Source organism: Pseudoduganella flava (genome assembly GCF_007830495.1).
Lineage (GTDB): Bacteria > Pseudomonadota > Gammaproteobacteria > Burkholderiales > Burkholderiaceae_D > Rugamonas > Rugamonas flava.
On sequence record NZ_VLKW01000004.1, the window covers coordinates 327000 to 342049 of the forward strand.

Below are 15050 nucleotides of genomic sequence, written 5' to 3' on the forward strand. Positions count from 1 at the left end.
GCATGAACACCCACCGTCGTTATCTGAGCCTGCTGGCGCTGTCCGGCGCACTGGTCCTGGGCCATGCCCACGCCGCCACGCTGGCCGAACGCTGGAACGCGCTGCGCGCCGAACAACCGAAGCTGGGCATCCGCGACGCCGCGCGGCAGTTGAACGTCTCCGAGGCGGAGCTGCTGGCCACCGGCATCGGTACCACGGTCACGCGGCTGGCCGACACAAACCACGCGCCGCGCGAGATCATGCGCCGCGCGCTGGACCTGGGCAAGGTGATGGCGCTGACACGCAATGAGAACGGCGTCATCGAAGTGACGGGCGTCGCGACACGCATCGCCAAGCAAGGCGAGGAAGAGAAAAATGCGGGAGCGCAGGACGCCGAGAAGGAAGCCCGCGAACTGAACATCGCCGGCGGCTACCTGGGCGGCCCGATCGACCTGCGCTTCCACTTCGTCAAGTGGAAGCATGCGTTCGCCGTCGTCCAGCCGGGCAAGGATGGCGCGGTGACGCGCAGCCTGCAGTTCTTCGACGAGCATGGCAATGCGGTGCACAAGGTGTACGTGAAGGACGAGGCGAAGGTCCCGGTATTCGACCGGATCGTCGCCGACTTCCGCCATCCCCAGCAGGACGCCAAGCTGGCCATCACGCCGACGGTACCGAAGCCTGCCGACAAGCCCGACAGCGCAGTGGACGTGAAGGAGTTCCAGCAGGCGTGGAAGGAGATGTCGGACGTCCACCAGTTCAACCGCATCGTGGCCGAGTTCAAGCTGTCGCGCGAACAGGCGCTGCGCCTGGCCCCGGCCGGCACCGTGCAGAAGGTAACGCCGCAGGCTGTGCGCCAGCTGCTGGAGCAGGCAGCGGCGAAACAGGTGCCGATCATGGCGTTCGTCGGCAACGGCGGCGTCACGCAGATCTACAGCGGCAGGATCAACAAGGTGCAGGAAAGCGCCGGCTACTTCAACGTGCTGGACCCGGACTTCAACCTGCACCTGCGCGACAGGAACTTCAAGGCAGGCTACGTGTTGCAGCGGGCGGGCGTGACGTCGGTGGAGTTCTACGACACCAACGGCGACCTGGTCGTCACGTTCTTCGGCGTGCGCGAACGGGGCAAGCCGCAACCGCAGCCGTGGCTGGACCTGGCGGCGGCGTTGCCGAAGAGCTGAGCTCGTGTCACTGGTGCCAGGCACCGGTGACACGAACTGAACTGGAGCCGTCACGTGGCTGAGCTTGTGTCACTGGTGCCAGGCACCGGTGACACGGGCTGAACAGGAGTCGTCACGTGGTTGAGCTGTGACACCGGCTGATCCGTTGACTACATCCCGGCGATGGCCTTCACTCCCAGCGCCGGATCATCCGTAAAGAACCCATCCAGCCCCAGTTGCAGGTAGCGCCGCATCTCGGCGATCGAGCCGGCTTCGTTGCGGGCGTGCTCGCCGGCGCCGTCGCGGAAGTCGGCGGCAAGGAAGCGGTTCTCGGGGCGGAACGTCCAAGGTTCGAGGCGCAGGCCGGCCGCGTGCACGTCGGCCGCGAGCGACGTCGGGGCGGCGAGCTTGGCGTCCTTCTGCAACGGGATCAGCGCACGGGTCGGCGGCGCGAACGTGTCGGCGTACTGGGCGATGGTACGCAGGCCGGCCTTTGTTGCCATCTGCTCGTACGTCAGCGTGCCGCCGCTTGCTGCCACGTCGCTCGGTTTCACGGGGCCCACGCCCACCAGCTGCATCAGGCGCAGGTTGGCGCGCTTGCCCAGCTTCTCGCGCAGCAGGCGCAGGTTCGCCACTTCGAACGACTGGATCTCGACCGGCGCGCGGCGCGTGTACTCGTGCGCCGCCAGCGTGGCGATGAAGCGCTCTTCCAGCGGCAGGCCGGCGCGCGCGAAGTACGTCGAGTGTTTCAGCTCGGGCACGATGCCGATCACGCGGCCCGTCGTTGCGGACTGCGCGGCGACGAAGTCGATCACTTCCTCGAACGTCAGCACCTGGAACATGCCGTCGTACTGTGCGCTGCCGGGGCGTGACTGCGGGATGCGCTCGACGGCGCGCAGCGTCTTCAGTTCGGCGAGCGTGAAGTCGTCGACGAACCAGCCTTCGTGCGTTTCGCCGTCGATCGTCTTCTTCGTGCGGCGGCTGGCGAACTCGGGGTGCTTGCCCACGTCCGTCGTCTCCGACAGGAACGCTTCATGGCGCGCGACGAGAACACCATCCTTCGTCGACACCAGATCCGGTTCGACGTAGTCCGCGCCGTCCGCGATCGCCTGCGCATACGCGGCCAGCGTGTGCTCGGGCCGCAGGGCCGATGCGCCGCGGTGCGCGAACACGAGCGGGCGTGTGGAAGCGGCGCGCGCAGTCGGCAGCAGCAGGGCGCCGGCAAGCGCGGCGCCGGTGGCCACGAAGCGGCGGCGGGACAGGTGGCGCCGGCCCATCATGTTTGCGTTCATTTGAAGTCCGCCATCAACGTGAGGAAGCCCTGGCGCGGGGCGATCGGGAACGTATTGTACGTCTTGTCGGCGGCACCGACGACGACGTTCAGGTCGCCGCGCCGGTCGGCCAGGTTCGTCACGTTGACGCGGTAGCGCGCGTTCTTGACGAAGCCGCCGTCGAGGAACGGCAGCTTGCCGGAGACGCCCAGGCCCAGCAGGAAGTAGCTCTTCACGGACAGGTCGTTCGTGTACGTCGCATAGCGCTTGCCCACGTAGTCGCCCATCAGCTGGAACTCCGTGCCCGCGAGGTTCAACGTCGCGACGAACTTGTTCATCCATTCCGGGCTGCCCGGCACCTTCTTGCCGGCCGTCTGCACCGTCGTCGCGCCGTTCAGGTAGTTGTCGTCGTACTTCGAGCGGTTGTACGAGATCGCGTCGTAGAACGAGAACGTGCGGCCGAAGTGCAACGTGCCGGACATGTCGACGCCGTCCGTCTTCACATTGCCCACGTTGGCCAGCACCGGGTTGCCGCCGATGATCGCCGAGATTACCGGGGTGGGGCTGATCTGCAGCAGGCGGTCCTTGAAGTTCACGTGATAGACGTTGACCTGGCCGTCGAAGCCCGTCAGCGCGCCGGCGTTCAGGGTGCGGCTGGTGCGCAGGCCCGCTTCGAACGTGACGGACGTTTCCGGCCTGGCGGTGGACTTGAACAGGTCGAACGCGGACTGGCTCGCGAGGCTCCACGGCGAAGCGCCCCCGCCGCCATACGTGACGAAGTGGCGCATGTTCTTCTGCACGTTGACGAATGCCTGGTCTTCGCGCGTGATGTCCCAGCGCGCACCCAGCTGCGGCAGGAACCACTTTTTCGTGTCGATGTCGCCGACCGGCAGCGCGGTCGAGCCGCCGGCGATCGCGCCCAGCTTCGGCTGCACGGGGAAGTCGCCGTGCGCGAACTGCAGGCTCGATTTGAAGCCGCCCTGTACAACGAGGTCCGGGCGCACGCGCCACTCGTCCTGCAGATGCAGCTGCACGACCTTGTTGTCGATCGCGCTGCCGTACTGCGTGATCAGCGGGTTTTCCGGGCGGTCGTACGGCGCGCTGGGGTTGTTGACGTCCAGCGCGTACCAGCGGCGATACGCCGACGACTCGTTATGCTCGAACCACAGGCCGCCCTGCAGCGTGTGGTTGCCGATCTCGGTGCGCAATGTCGACAGAGCGCCCTTGCGGTTGATGCGGTATTCCGTCGTGCGCGTCGCGTAGCCGGAATTGCCGAACACCTGCTTCAGGTTCTGGTTCGGGTAGTAGACGGCGAACAGGCCCGGCAGGCCGGCCACGCCGATCGGGCCAGCGACGACACCGACGCCGTCGTCGTAGTGGTAGTACAGCTGGTTCGACCACGTCGTGGAGTCTGAGAGGTTCCAGTCGTACTTCACATAGCCCAGGTAGTCCTCGCGCTGCGCGTCGCTGTAGTAGTTGCGGTAGTTGTTGCCTTCGGCGGCCGGCGTTGCACCGGTCGGCGACAGGTAGGCGAGGGCGGACTGGAAATCGGGGAACAGGAAAGGCCGCGTGTACGGCTGGTACTTCTCGGTGGCCGAGTGGACGGTGCTGTCCTCGTTCGGCTCGATCTTGTCGCTGTAGTTGAAGTAGACGGTCAGGCGGCCCGTCGCGTTGTCGTTGACGAACTTGGCGTTGACCTGGTTGCCGCCCTGGCGGCCTTCGAAGTCCCAAGCGTGCGCCTCATGGTGCAGCGCCGAGACGTACAGGCTGCTGTCGCCGAATTGCCCGCTCATCTTGCCCGTGTCGTAACGGACGAACGTGCGCGACGTGTTGTGGCTGCCGACGGTCTGCTGCACGGCCAGGTTGCGCTCGGCCAGCGGGTCGGCCGAGAAGGTCTCGATCGTGCCGCCCAGGTTGCTGGTCGACGCGGTGGCCAGGTCGCCCGCGCCGGACGAAAGCACGACGCCGCGCACGTTCTCCGAGATCACCGCGCGCTGCGGCGACAGGCCGTTGTAGTTGCCGTATTGCTGGTCGCCGAGCGGCACGCCGTCCATCGTGTAGCCCAGCTGCTGGCCGGAGAAGCCGTGCACGAACAGCGACAGGTTCTGCTCGTTGTTACCCCACGGATCGGCCGTCTGGAAGCTGACGCCGGGCAGCGTCTGCAATGCCTTCAGCGGATTCGTGCCGGGGAGGATCTTCTGGATCTCATCCTGCTTCAATGCCACCGACGAGCGCGTGCGGCGCGTGGCGATTTCCACCGTGGCCATCGCGCCGGCGGCCGCCGCGTCGCCACTTGCATCCGCCGGCGCTGCCACCGCGACCGCGCCGCTTTCCATCGCCGCCACGGCGCTCGCGACCTGTTGTGCCATCGCCAGCGGCGTCAGGGCCAGGCTCGCCAGCATGGCGGCCTTGATCTGCTTCTTCATATTTGCTCGTCGCTCAGTTAGTCAATGCGTTAGTAAAAAATGCAACGACGCGCAATGTATCGACGGGATGTGACAGCGTGATGACGCTCACGAAACAATGTTCCCTTGGCCCCCTGTTGTTTTTCCCAACCAGGGACTGTCCCTGGTGTTGTTTAGCGACCAGCTCAGCAAGCTGGGGACTGTCCCCGGTGTGGTTTAGCGACCAGTTCACCGATAGCGAGGCAAAGAAAAAGCCCGCCGAAGCGGGCTTTGTGAGGAGCGGGGCGGCTCAGTGCTTGGCGCCGGTCGCGTGGATCAGCGCTTCGGCCGGCGCGTTGCTGGCGAACAGCTGGGCGCAGTCGACCGCGTCGTATTCGTAGTGCTTGCCGCAGAAGTCGCAGTTGATGCCCAGCTTGCCCTGTTCGGCCAGCGCTTCCTCGACTTCCTGCTGGCCCAGCATCTTCAGCATGTTGCCGACCTTGTCGCGCGTGCAGCTGCAGTGGAAGCTTGGGTGCACCGGGTCGAACACGCGGATCGTCTCTTCCCAGAACAGGCGCTTTTGCAGCACGTCGATCGTCGTCGTCAGCATCTCTTCTTCCTTCAGCGTGGCGGCCAGCGTGATCGCGCGGTTCCACGTCTCCAGTGCTTCCTCTTGCGTGACGGGGTTCGCTTCGGCCTTGCCGCCATGCAGCGGCAGCTTTTGCAGCAGCAGGCCGCGCGCGACATCGTCGCTGGCAGCCAGCCACAGCTGGGTGTCGAGCTGTTCCGAGCGCAGCATGTAGTGCTCGATGACGGTGGCGATGTCCTCGCCATCCAGCGGCACCACGCCCTGGTAGGGTTGCTGGCCCGGCACCTTCTCGTGCGGGTCCAGCGTGATCACGAAGCGGCCCTTGCCGTGCTGGTTCAGCAGCGCGGTCAGGCTGGCGTCGTCGGCGATGTCGTCCTGGCCCAGCTTGGCCGTGGCGCGCATGCGCAGTTCGGAATCGCATTCGACGACGAGCAGGCGCACCGGGCCGTCGCCATGGATCTGCATCACGATCGAGCCGTTGAACTTCAGGTTGGCCGACAGTAGCGCGGCGGCCGACACCATCTGGCCCAGCAGCCGCTTGACGGCCGGCGGGTAATTATGGCGGGACTGGATCTCGCGCCACGTGGCCGAGATGTCGACGAGTTCGCCCCGCACGGCGGCATTCTCGAAAATGAATTTTTGCAGCGTATCCTGGGTCATGCCTTATCCAATCTTTTTTAAATTTGTCTTGTACAGCCGCGCGCGTGTCACATAGCTGTCGGCGGCGGCTTGCAGGTTCGCCGCATCGCTTGCCGTCAGCTCCCGCACCGCCTTGGCCGGCGCGCCGAGTATCAGCACGTTGTCGGGGAACTCCTTGCCTTCCGTGACGAGGGCCCCGGCCCCGACGAGGCACCCCTTGCCGATCCGCGCACCGTTCAGGATCACCGCGCCGATGCCGACCAGCGTGCCGTCGCCCACCGTGCAGCCATGCAGCATCGCCTGGTGGCCGATCGTCACGTCGCGGCCGAGCGTCAGCGGGTAGCCCATGTCGGTGTGCATCACGGCGTTTTCCTGCACGTTGCTGTTCTCGCCGATCGTGATGCGCTCGTTGTCGCCACGCAGTGTCGCGCCGAACCATACTGAGCTGTTTGCCTGCAACGTCACCTTGCCGAGCACCGTCGCGCTGTCGGCAACGTAGGCGGTGGCATCGATGTCGGGCGCGTCGTCGCCCAGCTGGTAAATCGTCATTGGCTGTCCTATGGGGAATATTGGCGATATTTTACGCGCTCCCGCCTGGACGGCCGCTGCCTTCACGATTGCATGCCGAATTAGAACGCTCGTGCTAATATTTCGGCTTTAAAGCGGCATTTCCAGCGGGAAGGCCCGCATATTGCGCCGCGGCGCGGCATTTCAAGGCAGAACCCATGACCCCCTCCCGTTCCGAATTCCTCACCGTGCGCGGCCTGCGCACCCACGTGCGCCACTGGGGCCGCGCCGGCGCTCCGAAAATCTTCATGTTGCACGGCTGGATGGACGTGGGCGCGTCGTTCCAGTTCGTCGTCGACCACCTGCGCGGCGACTGGCACGTGATCGCGCCGGACTGGCGCGGCTTCGGCCTCACGGAGCGCCCCGGCACGGACACCTACTGGTTCCCCGACTACCTGGCCGACCTGGATGCGCTGCTGCGCCACTACCAGCCTGAAGGCCAGGTGAACCTGCTGGGCCACAGCATGGGCGGCAATATCGCCGGTATCTACGCGGGCGTGCGGCCGGAGCGCATCCGCCGCTTCGTCAACCTGGAAGGCTTCGGCCTGAAAGGCGCGGTGCCGGACGATGCGCCGAAACGCTACGCGAAGTGGCTCGACGAACTGCTGGAGCCGCCGACGATGAAGGCGTATCCGACCCGGCAGGACGTCGCCGCGCGGCTGCAAAAGACGAATCCGCGCCTGACGGACGAACGCGCCGCCTTCCTTGCCGAGCACTGGTCCGCCCGGAACGCGCAGGGCGAGTGGGAGATCCTGGGCGATCCGGTGCACAAGCAGGCCAGCCCGCTGCCTTACCACGCCGAGGACATCATGGCCTGCTGGCGCCGCATCAGCGCCCCCGTGCTGTGGGTCGAGGCCGAGGACACCAATATGTGGCTGTGGCTGGGCGGCCCGGAAGAAGGGCGGCGCGAGGTGGACCGCCGCATGGCGAACATCGCCGACGTCACGCCGAAGAAGCTGCCGGACGCTGGCCACATGCTGCACCACGACCAGCCCGCGCTGCTGGCGGAAATGATCGAAGCATTCCTTGGGTGAGGTCGCCGGCATGCAGGTCGGCGCATGACTGACAGGCAGCGTACAATGGAAGTTCGTCATCGTTTTGCCAGTCCCATGCTCAAAGTCGACCTGCACTGCCATTCCAATGTTTCCGACGGCGTCCTGACCCCCGCGGCCGTGGCGCGGCACGCCCGCCAGGCCGGGGTGGACGTATGGGCGCTGACCGACCACGATGAAGTGGGCGGCATCGCCGCCGCGCGCGTCGCCGCGGCGGAGCAGGGCATGCGCTTCGTGCCCGGCGTCGAGATCTCGATCACGTGGGGCGGCGAGACGGTGCACATCGTCGGCCTGCGGATCGACGAGAACAATCCCGCCTTGGTCGCCGGCCTGGCCGCCACCCGCGAAGGGCGCGATGCGCGCGGCCGCGAGATCGGTGTGCAGCTGGAGAAGGCCGGCATTCCGGGCGCCTACGAAGGAGCGCTCGGCTTCGTCGAGAACCCGGCGCTGATGTCGCGCACGCACTTCGCCCGTTACCTGGTGCAGGAAGGCTATTGCGCAAACACGGCCGAAGTCTTCAAGAAATACCTGTCCGAGGGCAAGCCGGGCTATGTGCCGCACCGCTGGGCCAGCCTGCAGGACGCCGTCAACTGGATCCATGGCGCGGGCGGCGTCGCTGTCATCGCGCACCCGGGCCGCTACCGCTTCACGCAGCTGCAGCAGGGCGTGCTGTTCGACGAATTCAAGGACCTGGGCGGTGCGGCGATCGAGGTCGTCACGGGCAGCCACACGCCGGACCAGTACCCGGTGTATGCGAAGCTGGCGAACGCCTACGGCTTCCTGGCCTCGCGCGGCACGGACTTCCACGCGCCCGGCGAGGCGCGGGTGGATTTCGCCGCGCTGCCGCCGCTGCCGGCCAGCGTCACCCCCGTGTGGCACGACTGGTTCTGACGGCGCCGCCCGCGCCCAGGTCCAGTGCTCAGGCGCGCTTAAGTCCAGTACCCGTACACTGTGGGCTGGGTGGACACGCCCTTGTAATTCCGATCCATTAACCTTATCTATCAGCTCGGCACATTGTCCGGAGAATAATTTACATGAAACGCATCATCCTGTTTATCGCCACCAACCTCGCCGTGATGTTGGTGCTGTCCATCGTGCTGTCGCTGCTCGGCATCGGCCGGCCGGGCGCGGGCGGGCAGCTGCAGATGGGCAGCCTGCTGGCGTTTTCGCTCGTCGTCGGCTTCACCGGCTCGATCATTTCGCTGCTCATTTCCAAGCCGATGGCGAAATGGAGCACCGGCGCGCGCGTGATCGATGCGCCGCAGAACTCCACCGAGCAGTGGCTGCTGTCCACGGTGCAGAACCTGGCGCAGCGCGCGGGCATCGGCATGCCCGAATTGGCCGTGTATGACGGCGAGCCGAACGCGTTCGCCACCGGCGCCTTCAAGAATTCCGCGCTCGTCGCCGTGTCCACGGGTCTGCTGCAGTCGATGAACCGCGACGAAGTCGAAGCGGTGCTGGGCCACGAGGTGGCGCACATCGCCAACGGCGACATGGTCACGCTGACCCTGATCCAGGGCGTCGTCAACACGTTCGTCGTGTTCTTCGCCCGCATCGTCGGCTTCTTCGTCGACAAGGTCGTGCTGAAGAACGAGGAACGCCGCGGCCCCGGCTACATGATCACCGTGTTCGTCTGCGAGATCGTGTTCGGCCTGCTCGCGTCGATCATCGTCGCGTGGTTCTCGCGCCAGCGTGAATTCCGTGCCGACGCCGGCTCGGCGCGCCTGTTGGGCAGCACCGTGCCGATGCAGCATGCGCTGGCCCGCCTGGGCGGCATGGAGCCGGGCGCGCTGCCGCAGAACATGGCCGCTTCCGGCATTTCGGGCGGCGGCGGCTGGTCGTCGCTGTTCTCCACCCACCCGCCGTTCGAGGAACGTATCGCGGCGCTGCAGGCGCTGAGGTAAGGAGCAGGATGAGTCAATACTTCGAGATCCATCCGGCCAATCCGCAAGGCCGCCTGATCAAGCAGGCGGCCCAGATCATCCGCGGCGGCGGCGTCGTCGCGGTGCCCACCGATTCCTGCTACGCGCTCGTCTGCCAGATCGACGACAAGGCCGCCGTCGAGCGCCTGCGCCGCATCCGCGGCATCGACGAGAAGCACCACCTGGCGCTGCTGTGCCGCGACCTGTCGGAGATCGCCGTCTACGCGCGGGTCGACAACAAGCAGTTCCGTCTGCTGAAGGCCGCCACGCCGGGCCCGTTCACGTTCATCCTGGAAGCGACGCGCGAAGTGCCGCGCCGGCTGTCGCACCCGTCGCGCAAGACGCTCGGCCTGCGCGTGCCGGAAACGCCGGTCGTCGAGGCGCTGATGGCCGAACTGGGCCAGCCGCTGATCTCGTCCACGTTCATCCCGCCGGACGAGACCGAGCCGCTGAACGACCCGGAAGAGATCAACGCACGCTTCGGCAAGCAGCTCGACCTGATCATCGACGGCGGCGCCTGCAGCATGGAGATGACGACCGTCGTCGACCTGACCGGCGCGGAGCCTGAACTGATCCGCCTGGGCCGCGGCGATCCGGCGGTGGTGGGCCTGTGACGGCACGCCGCCACCCACATCACGCCTTTACCGATCTTTACCTTCCTCCCCCTTTTGCCAGCCAGGCCGGCATTGACGGTCTGGTAAAATTTTGCCCATGAGTGAACTTAGCCAAGCCATCCAGACCGTCGCCGTGTACGCGATTCCCGTCCTGTTCGCGATCTCGCTGCACGAGGCGGCCCATGGCTATGTGGCCCGGTATTTCGGCGACCCGACGGCGCACCAGCTGGGCCGCCTGTCGATGAACCCGACCCGCCACATCGACCCGTTCGGCACCATCGTGCTGCCGCTGATCCTGTACCTGACGATCCACATGCCGTTCGGCTACGCCAAGCCGGTGCCGGTCGACTACAGCCGCCTGCGCAACCCGAAGAAGCAGATGGGTTTCGTGGCTGCCGCCGGGCCGCTGGCCAATTTCGCGATGGGCCTCGCGTGGGCCGTGTGGCTCGTGCTGATGCGCGGCATGGGCGTGTCCGAGCCGTTCCTCGTCCAGATGGCCGTCGCCGGCATCAACGTCAATGCCGTGATGTGCGTGTTCAACCTGCTGCCGGTGCCGCCGCTGGACGGCGGGCGCATCGTCACGTCGCTGCTGCCGAACGAACTGGCGCGGCGCTATGCCCGCATCGAGCTGTACACGCCGTGGATCTTCATCGCGCTGATCGTGCTGATGTACACCGGTGTGCTGAGCCCGCTGCTGTCGAGCATGGTCAGCGGTTTCATCCAGCTTGTCGGCCTGCTGGTGCTGCCCCTTAACATACTACTCAACAGTTGATATGTATCCCGACCGCGTCGTCTCCGGCATGCGCCCGACGGGCAGCATGCACTTGGGCCACTACCACGGGGCCCTGAAGAACTGGATCACGATGCAGGCCGAGCAGCCTTGCCTGTTCTTTGTCGCGGACTGGCACGCGCTGACGACGCATTACGACGATCCATCGATCATCGAGAAAGCCACGTGGGACATGCTGGTGGACTGGCTGGCGGCCGGCATCGATCCCACCCAGGCCACGCTGTTCATCCAGTCGCGCGTGCCGGAACACGCGGAGCTGCACTTGCTGCTGTCGATGGCCACGCCGCTGGGCTGGCTGGAACGCGTGCCGACCTACAAGGACCAGATCGAGAACCTGGCCAACCGCGACCTGGCGACGTACGGCTTCCTCGGCTACCCGCTGCTGCAGGCGGCCGACGTGCTGATCTACCGCGCCAGCGAGGTGCCGGTGGGCGAGGACCAGGTGCCGCACATCGAAATGATGCGCGAGATCGCGCGGCGCTTCAATCACCTGTACGGCAAGGAGCCGGGCTTCGAGCAGAAGGCGCAGGAAGCCGTGAAAAAGCTGGGCAGCAAGCGCGCCAAGCTGTACAACGAGCTGCGTACCGCCTACCAGCAGGACGGCGACGACGATGCGCTGGACCAGGCCCGCGCCATGCTGGAAGAGGCGGGCAGCCTGTCGATGATCGACCGCGAGCGGCTGTTCGGCTACCTCGAGGGCAGCCGCAAGCTGATCCTGGTGGAGCCGGAGGCGAAGCTGACGGCCGCGTCGCGCCTGCCGGGCCTGGACGGACGCAAGATGTCCAAGAGTTACGGCAACGCGATCGCGCTGCGCGAGCCGAAGGAGTCCGTAACGACGAAAATCCGCAAGATGCCGACCGATCCCGCGCGCGTGCGCCGCACGGATGCGGGCGAGCCGGCTCGTTGCCCCGTGTGGCAGTTCCACCAGGTGTATTCCGATGCGCCCACGCAGGAGTGGGTGCAGAAGGGCTGCCGCTCGGCGGGCATCGGCTGCATCGAGTGCAAGCAGCCCGTGATCGACGCGATCGTCGCCGAGCAGGAGCCGATGCACGAGCGCGCCCAGCCTTACCTGGACGATCCTTCGCTGGTGCGGGCGATCGTTGCGGACGGCAACGAGACGGCCCGCAAGCTCGCCCAGGAAACGATGCGCGATGTGCGCGAGGCGATGGGGCTGAGCTATACCTGAATATGTGAGTAATACCGTAAAGAGAAGCAGATGAGCGATATGGTTTCCCCGTGGGTGCAGCGTTTTGCACCATTGATCCCGAACGGTGAGGTGCTGGACCTTGCTTGCGGCAGTGGCCGCCATTCCCGCCACATGACGTCGCTCGGCCATGCCGTCGTTGCCGTCGACCGCGACCCCGAAGCGCTGGCCGCCGCGGCCGGCCCCGGCATCGTCACCAGCGACATCGACCTGGAGGCGGATGGCGCCGCCTGGCCGTTCGGCCCGCAGCGCTTTGCCGGCATCGTCGTGACGAATTACCTGCACCGGCCGCTGCTGGCGGCGCTGGTGGGCAGCCTGGCGCCCAACGGCGTGCTGATCTATGAGACCTTCGCCGACGGCAATGCGGCGTTCGGCAAGCCCAGCAATCCGGATTTCCTGCTGAAGGCGGGCGAACTGCTGGAACTGGCACGGGCGCAGGGCTTGCGTGTCATCGCATTCGAGGAGGGAATCGTTAATAAGGCTGAGCAAGCGGGCGAGCAATCGGGCAGTCGGCAGGCCATGGTGCAGCGGATCTGCGCCGTGCAACCGGAGTTCCCGAGGGAGGCCGCGCTGCTGGGAGGAGTCGAGAACTGATTCCAGTGCGAAATACCCCACTGGCTCGGCCTATCGTCTACAATCGACGTTTTCAATCTATTTGCAATTGGTTCAATTTATGATTAAGGGCAGCATTGTTGCAATCGTGACCCCGATGCATGCGGACGGCAGTCTGGACTACGACAGCCTGAACCGCTTGATCGACTGGCACATTGCCGAGGGCACGAACGGCATCGTGATCGTCGGTACGACGGGCGAATCGGCCACCGTCACGGTGGAAGAGCATTGCGCACTGATCAAGGCTTGCGTGGACCGCGTGGCTGGCCGTATCCCCGTGATCGCGGGCAGCGGCGGCAACTCGACGGCCGAAGCGATCGTGCTGACCCGCTACGCGAAGGAAGCCGGTGCCGACGCCACGTTGCAAGTAGTCCCTTACTACAACCGCCCGACCCAGGAAGGCATGTACCAGCACTTCAAGGCGATCGCCGAAGCGGTCGACCTGCCGGTGATCCTGTACAACGTGCCCGGCCGGACGGTGGCGGACATGTCGAACGAGACGGTGCTGCGCCTCGCGAAGATCAAGAACATCATCGGCATCAAGGATGCGACCGGCAATATCGGCCGCGGCCTGGACCTGCTGCGCCTGGCACCGAGCGATTTCGCCGTGTTCTCGGGCGACGACCCGACCGCGATGGCGCTGATGCTGGCCGGCGGCAAGGGCAATATCTCGGTGACGGCGAACGTCGCGCCGCGCGCGATGGCCGACATGTGCACGGCGGCGATGGGCGGCGACATCGCCCGCGCCATCGACATCAATAACCGCATTTTCCCGCTGCATCAGAAACTGTTCGTCGAACCGAACCCGGTCCCCGTCAAGTGGGCGCTGGCGGAGATGGGCAAGATGCCGGCCGGGATCCGCCTGCCGCTGGTGCCGCTTGCCGCGGAATTCCACGACGCAGTACGGGCCGCGCTGGCCGACGCCGGCGTGCTGGCGTAAGGCCACAAGCCGCGGCGGCCTCGTGCCGCCGCGACGATCACCCAGCTGGTATTCTCAGCTTTTACCTCTGTAACCACATGATCAAGAAAGCTTCCCTCCTTCCCCTCAACGGCATCGCGCTCGGTGTTTTGCTGCTCAGCCTCTCGGGCTGCGGCATGGTCGAATCGGTGGTCGGCAAAACCACGGTGGACTACAAATCGGCCAAGAAGGCAAGCACGCTGGACGTGCCGCCTGACCTGACCCAGCTGCAGAAAGACAACCGCTACGCGCTGCCCGACTCGGGCGGCAGCGGCATCGCGACCGCGTCCGGTTATGCGGCGCAGCGTGCCGGCATGGCCGGTGCCGGTGGCGCCGCCGCGCCAGCCGGTGCCGCGGTAGGCAACGATGTCGCCACGACGGGCAACGACAAGGTACGCGTCGAGCGCGCGGGCAACCAGCGCTGGCTCGTCGTCAAGCAGTCGCCGGACGTGCTGTGGCCGCAGCTGAAGTCGTTCTGGGAAGAGTCGGGCTTCACGCTGGCGCTGGACAACGCGACCGCGGGCGTGATGGAAACGGAGTGGAACGAGAACCGCGCGAAGATTCCGGAAGACTTCATCCGCCGCACGATCGGCAAGGTATTCGATTCCGCCTATTCGACGGGCGAGCGTGACAAGTTCCGCACGCGCCTCGAGCGCAATGCGGACGGCACCACGGAGATCTTCATCAGCCACCGCGGCGCCGAGGAAATCGCCCAGGGCCCGGAGAAGGAAATCGTCCAGTGGACGCCGCGTCCTTCGGACCCGAACCTGGAAGCCGTCTTCCTGGCCAAGCTGCTGACCAAACTGGGCGGCACCGAGGAAACGGCGGCCCGCACGGCCGTCGACAACGCGATCGTGCAGCCGCTGCATGCGTTCCTGAAGGGCGAGGGCACCAACCGCTACGTCGAGACGGACGAAGGCTTCGACCGCTCGTGGCGCCGCGTCGGCCTGGCGCTGGACCGCGCCGGCTTCACCGTCGAAGACCGCGACCGCGTGCAGGGCATCTACTTCGTGCGCTACGTGGCCGACCAGGTCGAGAAGAAGGGCTTCTTGAGCCGCCTGTTCAGCTGGGGCTCGTCCGACGCCGACAAGGAAGCACAGCGCTACCGCATCGTCGTCAAGGCCGCCCCGACCGGCAACACGAGCCAGGTCACCGTCCAGAACAACAAGGGCGAAGCCGACACGTCCCCGACCGGCACGAAGATCCTGACCTTGCTGCAGGACGAGCTGAAGTAAGCGCTCCCCGCCTCACGAAAAACCGGCCGCTGGCCGGTTTTTTTTCGCCAACAATTTCCCAAATTCGGGGACTGTCC

At 65.9% G+C, this 15050-nt stretch carries 14 protein-coding genes; 10 read left to right on the forward strand and 4 right to left on the reverse strand.

From position 1 onward, the window contains the following. The first annotated feature begins 2 nt into the window (after positions 1-2). Complete coding sequence (locus IP92_RS13100) at positions 3-1157, forward strand: hemin-degrading factor (protein WP_145875481.1); 1155 nt, start codon at positions 3-5, stop codon at positions 1155-1157. A 149-nt stretch (positions 1158-1306) separates the two neighbouring features. On the opposite strand, the gene IP92_RS13105 is transcribed toward IP92_RS13100, so the two are convergent. From IP92_RS13105 to IP92_RS13120, 4 genes are all read right to left on the reverse strand, one after another. Beyond that, positions 1307-2428, reverse strand: coding sequence for a glycerophosphodiester phosphodiesterase (locus IP92_RS13105; protein WP_145875484.1), 1122 nt, complete (start codon positions 2426-2428; stop codon positions 1307-1309). Further along, a complete protein-coding gene (locus IP92_RS13110; RefSeq protein WP_145875486.1) occupies positions 2425-4833 on the reverse strand; it encodes a TonB-dependent receptor in 2409 nt (802 codons plus the stop codon). The genes IP92_RS13105 and IP92_RS13110 overlap by 4 nt, the downstream gene beginning before the upstream one ends. Before the next feature lie 268 nt (positions 4834-5101). Then, a complete protein-coding gene (hslO, locus tag IP92_RS13115; RefSeq protein WP_145875488.1) occupies positions 5102-6040 on the reverse strand; it encodes an Hsp33 family molecular chaperone HslO in 939 nt (312 codons plus the stop codon). Positions 6041-6043: 3 nt separating this feature from the next. Then, positions 6044-6568, reverse strand: coding sequence for a gamma carbonic anhydrase family protein (locus tag IP92_RS13120; RefSeq protein WP_145875490.1), 525 nt, complete (start codon positions 6566-6568; stop codon positions 6044-6046). Positions 6569-6744: 176 nt separating this feature from the next. On the opposite strand from IP92_RS13120, the gene IP92_RS13125 reads away from it, so the two are divergent. The 9 genes from IP92_RS13125 to bamC all read left to right on the forward strand — a co-directional run bounded on the left by IP92_RS13125 (position 6745) and on the right by bamC (position 14973). After that, the gene (locus tag IP92_RS13125; protein ID WP_145875492.1) at positions 6745-7620 is read left to right on the forward strand and encodes an alpha/beta fold hydrolase; all 876 of its coding nucleotides are present in this window, start codon (positions 6745-6747) and stop codon (positions 7618-7620) included. 75 nt (positions 7621-7695) lie between these two features. Continuing rightward, complete coding sequence (locus IP92_RS13130) at positions 7696-8529, forward strand: 3',5'-nucleoside bisphosphate phosphatase (RefSeq protein WP_145875494.1); 834 nt, start codon at positions 7696-7698, stop codon at positions 8527-8529. A 143-nt stretch (positions 8530-8672) separates the two neighbouring features. Beyond that, positions 8673-9542, forward strand: coding sequence for a protease HtpX (gene htpX, locus IP92_RS13135; protein WP_145875497.1), 870 nt, complete (start codon positions 8673-8675; stop codon positions 9540-9542). A gap of 8 nt (positions 9543-9550) precedes the next feature. Beyond that, positions 9551-10174, forward strand: coding sequence for an L-threonylcarbamoyladenylate synthase (locus tag IP92_RS13140; RefSeq protein ID WP_145875498.1), 624 nt, complete (start codon positions 9551-9553; stop codon positions 10172-10174). Positions 10175-10271: 97 nt separating this feature from the next. Continuing rightward, complete coding sequence (locus tag IP92_RS13145) at positions 10272-10946, forward strand: site-2 protease family protein (RefSeq protein ID WP_145875500.1); 675 nt, start codon at positions 10272-10274, stop codon at positions 10944-10946. A gap of 1 nt (position 10947) precedes the next feature. After that, positions 10948-12150, forward strand: coding sequence for a tryptophan--tRNA ligase (locus tag IP92_RS13150; RefSeq protein WP_145875503.1), 1203 nt, complete (start codon positions 10948-10950; stop codon positions 12148-12150). Positions 12151-12180: 30 nt separating this feature from the next. Continuing rightward, a complete protein-coding gene (locus IP92_RS13155; RefSeq protein ID WP_145875505.1) occupies positions 12181-12762 on the forward strand; it encodes a class I SAM-dependent methyltransferase in 582 nt (193 codons plus the stop codon). A gap of 79 nt (positions 12763-12841) precedes the next feature. After that, entirely contained in the window at positions 12842-13720 is an 879-nt protein-coding gene (gene dapA / locus IP92_RS13160; RefSeq protein WP_145875508.1) for a 4-hydroxy-tetrahydrodipicolinate synthase, read from the forward strand. 77 nt (positions 13721-13797) lie between these two features. Further along, positions 13798-14973, forward strand: a complete 1176-nt coding sequence (gene bamC, locus IP92_RS13165; protein ID WP_145875510.1) for an NlpB/DapX family lipoprotein — start codon at positions 13798-13800, stop codon at positions 14971-14973. The last annotated feature ends 77 nt before the right edge of the window (positions 14974-15050 follow it).

Bases quoted from the DNA above. Each gene is read 5' to 3' on its own strand.
- IP92_RS13110 (WP_145875486.1), bottom strand. From the start codon at position 4,833: ATGAAGAAGCAGATCAAGGCCGCCATGCTGGCGAGCCTGGCCCTGACG.
- IP92_RS13120 (WP_145875490.1), bottom strand. From the start codon at position 6,568: ATGACGATTTACCAGCTGGGCGACGACGCGCCCGACATCGATGCCACC.
- IP92_RS13130 (WP_145875494.1), top strand. From the start codon at position 7,696: ATGCTCAAAGTCGACCTGCACTGCCATTCCAATGTTTCCGACGGCGTC.
- bamC (WP_145875510.1), top strand. From the start codon at position 13,798: ATGATCAAGAAAGCTTCCCTCCTTCCCCTCAACGGCATCGCGCTCGGT.
- IP92_RS13100 (WP_145875481.1), top strand. From the start codon at position 3: ATGAACACCCACCGTCGTTATCTGAGCCTGCTGGCGCTGTCCGGCGCA.
- IP92_RS13125 (WP_145875492.1), top strand. From the start codon at position 6,745: ATGACCCCCTCCCGTTCCGAATTCCTCACCGTGCGCGGCCTGCGCACC.
- hslO (WP_145875488.1), bottom strand. From the start codon at position 6,040: ATGACCCAGGATACGCTGCAAAAATTCATTTTCGAGAATGCCGCCGTG.
- IP92_RS13105 (WP_145875484.1), bottom strand. From the start codon at position 2,428: ATGAACGCAAACATGATGGGCCGGCGCCACCTGTCCCGCCGCCGCTTC.
- IP92_RS13145 (WP_145875500.1), top strand. From the start codon at position 10,272: ATGAGTGAACTTAGCCAAGCCATCCAGACCGTCGCCGTGTACGCGATT.
- IP92_RS13155 (WP_145875505.1), top strand. From the start codon at position 12,181: ATGAGCGATATGGTTTCCCCGTGGGTGCAGCGTTTTGCACCATTGATC.
- htpX (WP_145875497.1), top strand. From the start codon at position 8,673: ATGAAACGCATCATCCTGTTTATCGCCACCAACCTCGCCGTGATGTTG.
- IP92_RS13140 (WP_145875498.1), top strand. From the start codon at position 9,551: ATGAGTCAATACTTCGAGATCCATCCGGCCAATCCGCAAGGCCGCCTG.
- dapA (WP_145875508.1), top strand. From the start codon at position 12,842: ATGATTAAGGGCAGCATTGTTGCAATCGTGACCCCGATGCATGCGGAC.
- IP92_RS13150 (WP_145875503.1), top strand. From the start codon at position 10,948: ATGTATCCCGACCGCGTCGTCTCCGGCATGCGCCCGACGGGCAGCATG.